The organism is Aminobacter sp. P4_H6_2, from assembly GCF_056400805.1.
In genome coordinates this window covers 1-7,545 of record NZ_JBFUKO010000250.1, presented here as the reverse complement: position 1 = coordinate 7,545, position 7,545 = coordinate 1, and the positions used below count along the sequence as shown (strand labels likewise).

Annotated in this window: 7 protein-coding genes and 1 pseudogene; 1 reads left to right on the top strand and 7 read right to left on the bottom strand. The window is 62.9% G+C overall.

The genetic code is table 11. The features are described from left to right. Positions 1-226: 226 nt before the first annotated feature. Positions 227-2,731, bottom strand: coding sequence for an ATP-dependent helicase (locus AC1DUU_RS17790; RefSeq protein WP_476784728.1), 2,505 nt, complete (start codon positions 2,729-2,731; stop codon positions 227-229). Positions 2,732-3,000: 269 nt separating this feature from the next. On the opposite strand from AC1DUU_RS17790, the gene AC1DUU_RS17785 reads away from it, so the two are divergent. Beyond that, the gene (locus AC1DUU_RS17785; protein ID WP_476784727.1) at positions 3,001-3,543 is read left to right on the top strand and encodes a glyoxalase superfamily protein; all 543 of its coding nucleotides are present in this window, start codon (positions 3,001-3,003) and stop codon (positions 3,541-3,543) included. Between the two features lie 64 nt (positions 3,544-3,607). Here the strand turns inward: AC1DUU_RS17785 and AC1DUU_RS17780 are convergent, their stop codons facing one another. The 6 genes and pseudogenes from AC1DUU_RS17780 to obgE all read right to left on the bottom strand — a co-directional run. Beyond that, positions 3,608-4,195, bottom strand: a complete 588-nt coding sequence (locus AC1DUU_RS17780) for a nicotinate-nucleotide adenylyltransferase (protein WP_476784730.1) — start codon at positions 4,193-4,195, stop codon at positions 3,608-3,610. 32 nt (positions 4,196-4,227) lie between these two features. Continuing rightward, complete coding sequence (locus AC1DUU_RS17775; protein ID WP_476784726.1) at positions 4,228-4,527, bottom strand: type II toxin-antitoxin system RelE/ParE family toxin; 300 nt, start codon at positions 4,525-4,527, stop codon at positions 4,228-4,230. Continuing rightward, positions 4,524-4,781 (bottom strand): CopG family ribbon-helix-helix protein, encoded by a 258-nt coding sequence (locus tag AC1DUU_RS17770; protein ID WP_476784725.1) that lies wholly within the window; start codon positions 4,779-4,781, stop codon positions 4,524-4,526. The genes AC1DUU_RS17775 and AC1DUU_RS17770 overlap by 4 nt, the downstream gene beginning before the upstream one ends. A gap of 35 nt (positions 4,782-4,816) precedes the next feature. After that, positions 4,817-6,103 (bottom strand): glutamate-5-semialdehyde dehydrogenase, encoded by a 1,287-nt coding sequence (locus AC1DUU_RS17765; RefSeq protein WP_476784724.1) that lies wholly within the window; start codon positions 6,101-6,103, stop codon positions 4,817-4,819. 3 nt (positions 6,104-6,106) lie between these two features. Then, complete coding sequence (gene proB / locus AC1DUU_RS17760) at positions 6,107-7,249, bottom strand: glutamate 5-kinase (RefSeq protein ID WP_476784729.1); 1,143 nt, start codon at positions 7,247-7,249, stop codon at positions 6,107-6,109. 16 nt (positions 7,250-7,265) lie between these two features. Next, positions 7,266-7,545: pseudogene (gene obgE, locus AC1DUU_RS17755) on the bottom strand (GTPase ObgE); the annotation flags it as partial.

The following is a 7,545-nucleotide window of genomic DNA, read 5'->3' as shown; positions in this document are numbered from 1 at the left end:
TGTCGAGGCTCGCCGCGCTTTCTGGCGCGAGGCGGCCAAGGGCTTGCTTGATGGCAAGCGGCAACGGATTTCAATTCCGCAGCGCGATCTCGCACGCCTCAAGGCGCGTGCGGCAGAGGAGGGCATGCCCTACAAGCGGCTCATCAACTCGATCCCGCATAGATATGTGGAAGGATGAAGGTGCCGTGCCTATCTCCCTCCCAAAAGGAAGAGATAGGGCGCTTCCTCACACAGCGTTCACGAACCCGTCCAAAACTTTCTTCTGACCGGCCTTGTCGAAGTCGATGGTCAGCTTGTTGCCGTCGACGGCCGAAATGTTGCCGTTGCCGAATTTCTGGTGGAACACCCGGTCGCCGACATTGAAGCGCGAGGGTTCGGTCGCGACGGACTTCGCCACCAGCTCGCCCTCGATCATGCGGCCCTTGACCGAGCCGCGACCAGCACCAAAGCCTGAATCTGTCTCGCCATAGCCGATGCGCTCGACCGAATGGCCGGAGCGCGAGCCCCAGTTGCGGTCGGTGGCCTCGGTGCGGTTTTGCTGCGCGCGCTGCCAACCCGGCGTGGCGTAGGTGTTGGAGAAGGATTTTTCGCCGACACTGTCGAATCGCGATGCGCCATAGGGGTTCTGGCGGCCGCCGCCCGAACCGTAGCCGCCATAGGAATTGCCGGCATCGGCGACCTCGACATGGGCCTCGGGCAGCTCGTCGAGGAAGCGCGAGGGGATCGTCGACTGCCATAGGCCGTGGATGCGGCGGTTGGAGACGAACCACAGATGCAGGTTCTTCTTGGCGCGGGTGAGCCCGACATAAGCCAGGCGGCGCTCTTCCTCCAGACCCGAGCGGCCGCCCTCGTCGAGCGCGCGCTGATGCGGAAACAGGCCCTCCTCCCAGCCGGGCAGGAAGACGGACTCGAATTCCAGGCCCTTGGCCGAGTGCAGAGTCATGATGTTGACGGCGTCGAGGTCCTCATTCTTGTCGGCGTCCATGACGAGCGCGACATGCTCCAGGAACGAGCGCAACGACTCGTACTCCTCCATCGAGCGTATGAGTTCTTTCAGGTTCTCGAGCCGGCCCGGCGCTTCGGCCGAGCGGTCGTTCTTCCACATGTCGGTGTAGCCGCTCTCTTCGAGAATGGTCTCGGCGAGTTCGGTGTGCGGTGTGTTGTCGAGGGCCTTTTGCCAGCGCTCGAAATTGGCTGCGACCTCGCGCAGTGCCGCGCGCGGCTTGGGCTTCAGCTCGTCGCTTTCGGCGAGGTTGCGGGCTGCTTCAAGCATCGGCACGCCGAGCGCGCGGGACGTGTCGTGGACCTGGCGGATGGCGGCTTCGCCAAGGCCACGCTTGGGTATGTTAACGATGCGCTCGAAGGCAAGGTCGTCGGCACCTTGGGCAACGACCCGGAAATAGGCCATGGCGTCGCGGATTTCCTGGCGCTCGTAAAAGCGCGGGCCGCCGACGACGCGGTAATTGAGCCCAAGGGTTACGAAGCGGTCCTCGAACTCGCGCATCTGGAACGAGGCGCGGACCAGGATCGCCATGTCGTTGAGATTGTGCTTTTGGCGCTGAAGCTGTTCGATGGTCTCGCCGACGGCGCGGGCTTCCTCCTCGGAGTCCCAGGCCGCATGCACATTGACCTTGCCGTCTTCGGGGTCGTTGCGATCGGTGAACAGCGTCTTGCCGAAGCGGCCCTCATTATGGGCGATGAGATGGGAGGCGGCACCCAGTATATGGGCGGTGGAGCGGTAGTTGCGTTCCAGCCGGATGACGACGGCGCCTGGAAAATCCTTGTCGAAGCGCAGGATGTTGTCGACCTCGGCCCCACGCCAGCCATAGATCGACTGGTCGTCGTCGCCGACGCAGCAGACATTCTTCTGGCCCGGCGCGCCGGTTTCCTGGGCGAGCAGGCGCAGCCACATGTACTGAGCGGTGTTGGTGTCCTGGTACTCGTCGACGAGGATGTATTTGAAGCGCTTGTGGTATTCCTTGAGCACATCCGGATAGGCGCGGAAGATGCGGATCGGGTGGCACAAAAGGTCGCCGAAGTCGCAGGCGTTCAACGTCTTGAGCCTGTCCTGATAGGCCTTGTAGAGCTCGCGGCCCTTGCCGTTGGCAAAAGCGCGGGCGTCGCCCTCGGGGATTTCGGCAGGGCCCAGGCCCTTGTTCTTCCAGCCGTCGATCATCATCGCGAACTGGCGCGCCGGCCAGCGCTTGTCGTCGAGGCCTTCGGCCTGGATCAGCTGCTTGATCAGACGGATGACGTCGTCGGTGTCCAAAATGGTGAAGTCGGAGCGCAGGCCGGCAAGCTCGGCATGGCGGCGCAGCATCTTGACGCCGATGGAGTGGAAGGTTCCGAGCCACGGCATGCCCTCGACGGCTTCGCCGACAAGCAGGCCGATACGTTGCTTCATCTCGCGCGCCGCCTTGTTGGTGAAGGTCACTGCGAGGATCTGGCTGGGGTAGGCGCGGCCCTGGCTCAGGATATGGGCGATACGGGTGGTGAGCACGCGCGTCTTGCCGGTGCCGGCACCGGCAAGCACCAGAACCGGCCCCTCGGTGGTTTCGACGGCGAGGCGCTGCTCGGGGTTCAAGCCCTTGAGATAGTCAGGCGCGGCCGGTGGCTTACGTGCGGCCATGGCACGCGCAGCGATACCGCTGGGCGCAGGCGTGCCAGCGGGCCGGGACGGCATTGCGCCGGGCTCGTCAAAAAAGGGCATGTCGTCCGGAAAGTCTGACATCTGCCCCGAATGTAGTGATTCGGGGCAGAAAGGCCAGAAGCGTCTCTGTTTTGTTCTGGTTTGAACCGGGGAAATTGCCGCCCTTGACCCTACGACAACCCCGTTGTTAGCTTGACGGACGGCTGGATGTGGCCGGCAGCCCGGGCCCCGCACAGGGGTTTGGCGAACACGTCGGACGCTTCACGTCACCTGATCCCAAGAGATGGTGAGAGCATCGGCAATGCGGGCACTGATGGGTTTTCTCGCCAGAAGCTGGGGATTGGAAGACCATGCGAACCTATCGTGATGCAAAGGCGATGGCGAAGGCCATGCGCGAAGTGCTGGCTGAAAAGGAGCTGGCTGTCAGCCACAGCGAGGCGCTGGAGATCGTCGCCCGGCAATTCGGACTCGGCACCTGGAATATCCTGTCGGCCAAGATCGGAGACGACACTGCCTCCGACGATCGCGGCATCGCCTTCGAACAGGCTGTGCCGATCGTGCGCATTTTCGATGTCGCCAAGGCGCACGAGTTCTATCGCGGCTTTCTTGGCTTCAAGGTCGATTGGGAGCATCGCTTCGGCGACAATTTTCCGCTCTACACGCAGGTGTCGCGTGGCGGGCTCAAGCTGCATCTGAGCGAGCATTCGGGCGACGCCAGCCCTGGCGGCAACATGGTCGTCACCATGCGCGGCGTGGAAGCCTTCCACAAGGAGCTTGCGGCCAAGGATTATCGCTATCTCAAACCCGGTCTTACCCATGAAGAGTGGGTAACGGAGATGCAGGTGACCGACCCGTTCGGCAACCGAATCCGCTTCATGGAAGCGAAAGACTAGGCGTTTGGCAACTGCGCGATGATCAGCTGCCACTACGTCCGAATGTAGATTGGTCCGCGCTCTATTACTTGGCCGTGCCGTTTCGCAATGCCGTCGACGACAGCAGCGAGCGCGGTCCGTGGATGAAGGTCCATGCCGGTGCCTTCATCCGCGCCAGGCGCGACGCATCGCCCTCATCGACGCGTGCGTAGTCGAAAGTCTTGGCGACGACCGACGACAAGAACGACAGCGTCGCCCCCGGACGGTCGATGACGGCGATGGGGAAAGTCATGACGATCTGCCGCCAGCGCTGCCAGTGGTGGAAGTCGCGCAGATTGTCGGCCCCCATGATCCAGACGAAATCAACGCCGGGATTACGCGCCTTGATCAAGGCCAGCGTGTCGGCGGTGTAGCGCACATTGTGGGTCGCCTCGAAGGCCGTCACCTTGATGCGTGGGTCCTCGGCGATTGCCTCCGACAGCTCGATGCGCTTGGCGAGCGGCGCCAGCTCGCGCGTGCTTTTCAGCGGATTGCCAGGGGTGACGATCCACCACAGCTGATCGAGCTGAAGCCTGCGCATGGCGATTTCAGCGACAAGGCCATGGCCGGCATGCGGTGGGTTGAACGACCCGCCAAATAGCCCGATCTGCATGCCCTTCATCGCATGCGGCATGCGCAGGTATTGAGACGGAATATCGTGGGAACTCATTCGGTCGGCCACTCGCCATCCGGCCAGTCCCTGCTGCCGTGAATGATGCGCAGGATGTAGACGGTCAAATCCGACATCGAATAGGCGATGATGAAAGGCGTTTTTTGCGCGAGTTTCTCGTAGGTGCCGGTCATTCGGCCCTGATGACCCGTTGGAAATTCAGCCAGATTGTCGATGGTTGCAAGAATTCGATCGGCAATTTTGGAAGCGGCTACAGGATTATCGCGATTTATGTAGGCGATGACAGATTCGAAATCAGCGAGTGCATCTTCCGACCATTCGATGCCACGCATCATTGCTTGCGTGCAAGTGCAAGGGTGTCCATKATCCGCTTTCGTGCCACCTCATGCGGCACTGTCCGCCCCGCCTTCACATCATCGAGCCCACGTTGAATGCCGGCAATGATTGCTAGTTCACGCTCGACATAGTCGGCAATGGCCTCGCCAGCGAGGAACGATTTCGTACGCCGCGTGAGCAGCGCCAGCTCCTCAAGCCTCGATTTCGTCTCGCTATCGAGACGAACAGTAACGGTCTCGGATTGTGTGCTCATGTGCACAATGTAGCACGATTGTTTGCCGCCGCAAGCTAGCTCCGCACCTGCCCGGAACCGCGCACGCGGTACTTGAACGACGTCAGTTGCTCGACACCGACCGGCCCGCGCGCATGCATCTTGCCGGTGGCGATGCCGATCTCGGCACCCATACCGAACTCGCCGCCATCGGCGAACTGCGTCGAGGCATTGTGCAGCAGGATCGCCGAATCGATCTCGTTGAAGAAGCGTTCGACGGCCTTGGCATCCTCGGCGACGATCGCCTCGGTGTGGTGCGAGGAAAACGTCTCGATATGCTCGATAGCCCCTGCAACACCGTCGACAAGCTTCACCGAAATGATGGCGTCGAGATATTCGGTCACCCAGTCGGTGTCGGTCGCGCGCTTGGCATCCGTGAAGGCAGAGAGCACGTCTTCGTCGGCATGGATCTCGCAACCCGCCTGGCGCAGCGCTTCGAGCACCGGCACCAGGTGAGTGGAAGCCACCGCGCGGTCGACCAGCAGGGTCTCGGCAGCACCGCAGATACCGGTGCGCCGCATCTTGGCGTTGACGGCAATGTCCACCGCCATGTCTGGCTTGGCCGACTTGTCGATGTAGAGATGGCAGATACCTTCCAGGTGGGCGAAGACCGGCACCCGCGCATCGTTCTGCACGCGCTCGACCAGGCTACGGCCGCCGCGCGGGATGATGACGTCGAGATTTCCCGACAGGCCCTTCAGCATCTCGCCCACGGCGGCACGGTCGGCCACCGGCACCAGCTGGATCGCGTCCTCGGGCAGGTTGGCCGACTTCAGCCCTTCGACCAGGCAGGCATGGATCGCCAGCGATGAATTGAGCGAGTCCGAACCGCCACGCAGGATCACCGGATTGCCGGCCTTGAGGCAGAGCGCACCCGCATCCGCCGTCACGTTCGGGCGGCTTTCATAGATCACGCCAATGACGCCAAGCGGCGTACGCACGCGCTCGATATGCAGGCCGTTGGGCCGGTCCCATTCGGCAATCACTTCACCGACGGGATCCCTCAGTTCGGCAATCGCCCTGATACCGTCGRCCATGTCGCGGATGCGGCCAGCCGTCAGCTTGAGGCGATCCATGAACGAACCACTCAGCCCGGCTTCCTCGCCGTTCTTCACGTCGATGGCGTTGGCGTCGAGGATTTCATCCTGGCGGCGCAGGATGGCTTCGGCCATGCCGATCAGCGCGGCATGCTTGCGTTCGGCGGAAGCGATGGCGAGTGGACGGGCGGCGGCACGAGCCTTGCGGCCGATTTCGGCCATCAGGGACGCTGTATCCTCGTGGGACTTCTCATGCGCCTTCAGCATGTCCTACCCTTCCGCTTGCACCGCAACCTTGTCCGTGTGGCTGACGACGAGGTCGTCGCGATGGATCATCGCCGAACGCGCCTCATAGCCGAGAACGGTCTCGATCTCAGTCGTTTTCAGCCCAGCGATCCTTACGGCATCCGCAGCGTCATAGGCAACCAGTCCGCGCGCGATCTCGCGACCCTCGGGCGACAGGATCGCCACCGTATCGCCGCGCGAGAAATTGCCGCTGACAAGCTTCACGCCGGCTGGCAGCAACGACTTGCCCGAGAGCAGCGCGCCAACAGCACCGGCATCGACAGTCAACCGGCCCGCCGGTTCCAATTGGCCAGCGATCCAGGTCTTGTAGCCCTTCACCGGGTTGCCGCTCGGCCGGAAATAGGTGGCGCGCTCACCGCGCTCGATGGCCATTAGCGGCGACAGCCGCGTGCCGGCGGTGATGATCATCGCCGTTCCCGCCGCAGTGGCGATCTTGCCAGCATCGAGCTTGGTGCGCATGCCGCCACGCGACAGCTCGGACGCCGCAGCCCCTGCCATCGCCTCGATGTCGGGCGTGATGCGGTCGACGACGGGGATGAACTTCGCGTCAGGGTCGCGCGCCGGTGGCGCCGTGTAGAGCCCGTCGATATCGGACAGCAGGACCAGCAGGTCCGAGCCCATCATTGTTGCAACACGCGCCGCCAGGCGATCATTGTCGCCGTAGCGGATTTCGCTCGTCGCCACAGTGTCGTTTTCGTTGATGACGGGCACGGCGTTCATCTTGAGCAGCGTCGAGATGGTAGCGCGCGCATTGAGATAGCGCCGGCGCTCCTCGGTGTCGCCAAGCGTCACCAGGATCTGGCCAGACTTCAGCCCCTTGCGACCGAGTTCTTCCGCCCATGCGCCCGAAAGCGCGATCTGGCCGACGGCGGCCGCCGCCTGGCTTTCTTCTAGCTTCAGCGCGCGCTTGCCGAGGCCAAGGATGGTGCGGCCGAGCGCAATCGCACCCGACGAGACGACCAGCACGTCGGCGCCGGCCTCAGCCAGCGTCGCAATGTCGTCGGCCATCGACGCCAGCCATTCGCGCTTCAACCCGGTGGTTCGATCGACCAGAAGCGCCGAGCCGATCTTGACGGTAATCCGCTTGTAGTTCTTCAGCGAAGGGATCGTCATCGCAGGCAGCCTACTTCGTCCAGCGCGCGTCGGAGGGCGCCACGTCACCGCTCGCTTGCCGCGCTTCCTCGACCACGCTCATCAGCGCGCGCAACGTCTCTTCGACGCCCTCTCGGGTGACGGCTGAAAGCAGGATCGGCGCACGTCCCGCCGCGCGCTTCAGCGACGCTACCTTCTTCTTGCGCTCATCCGGGTCGAGCGTGTCGACCTGGGAGAGTGCCACGATCTCGATCTTGTCGGTCAGCCCATGGCCATAGGCTTCCAGCTCACCACGCACGACCTTGTAGGCC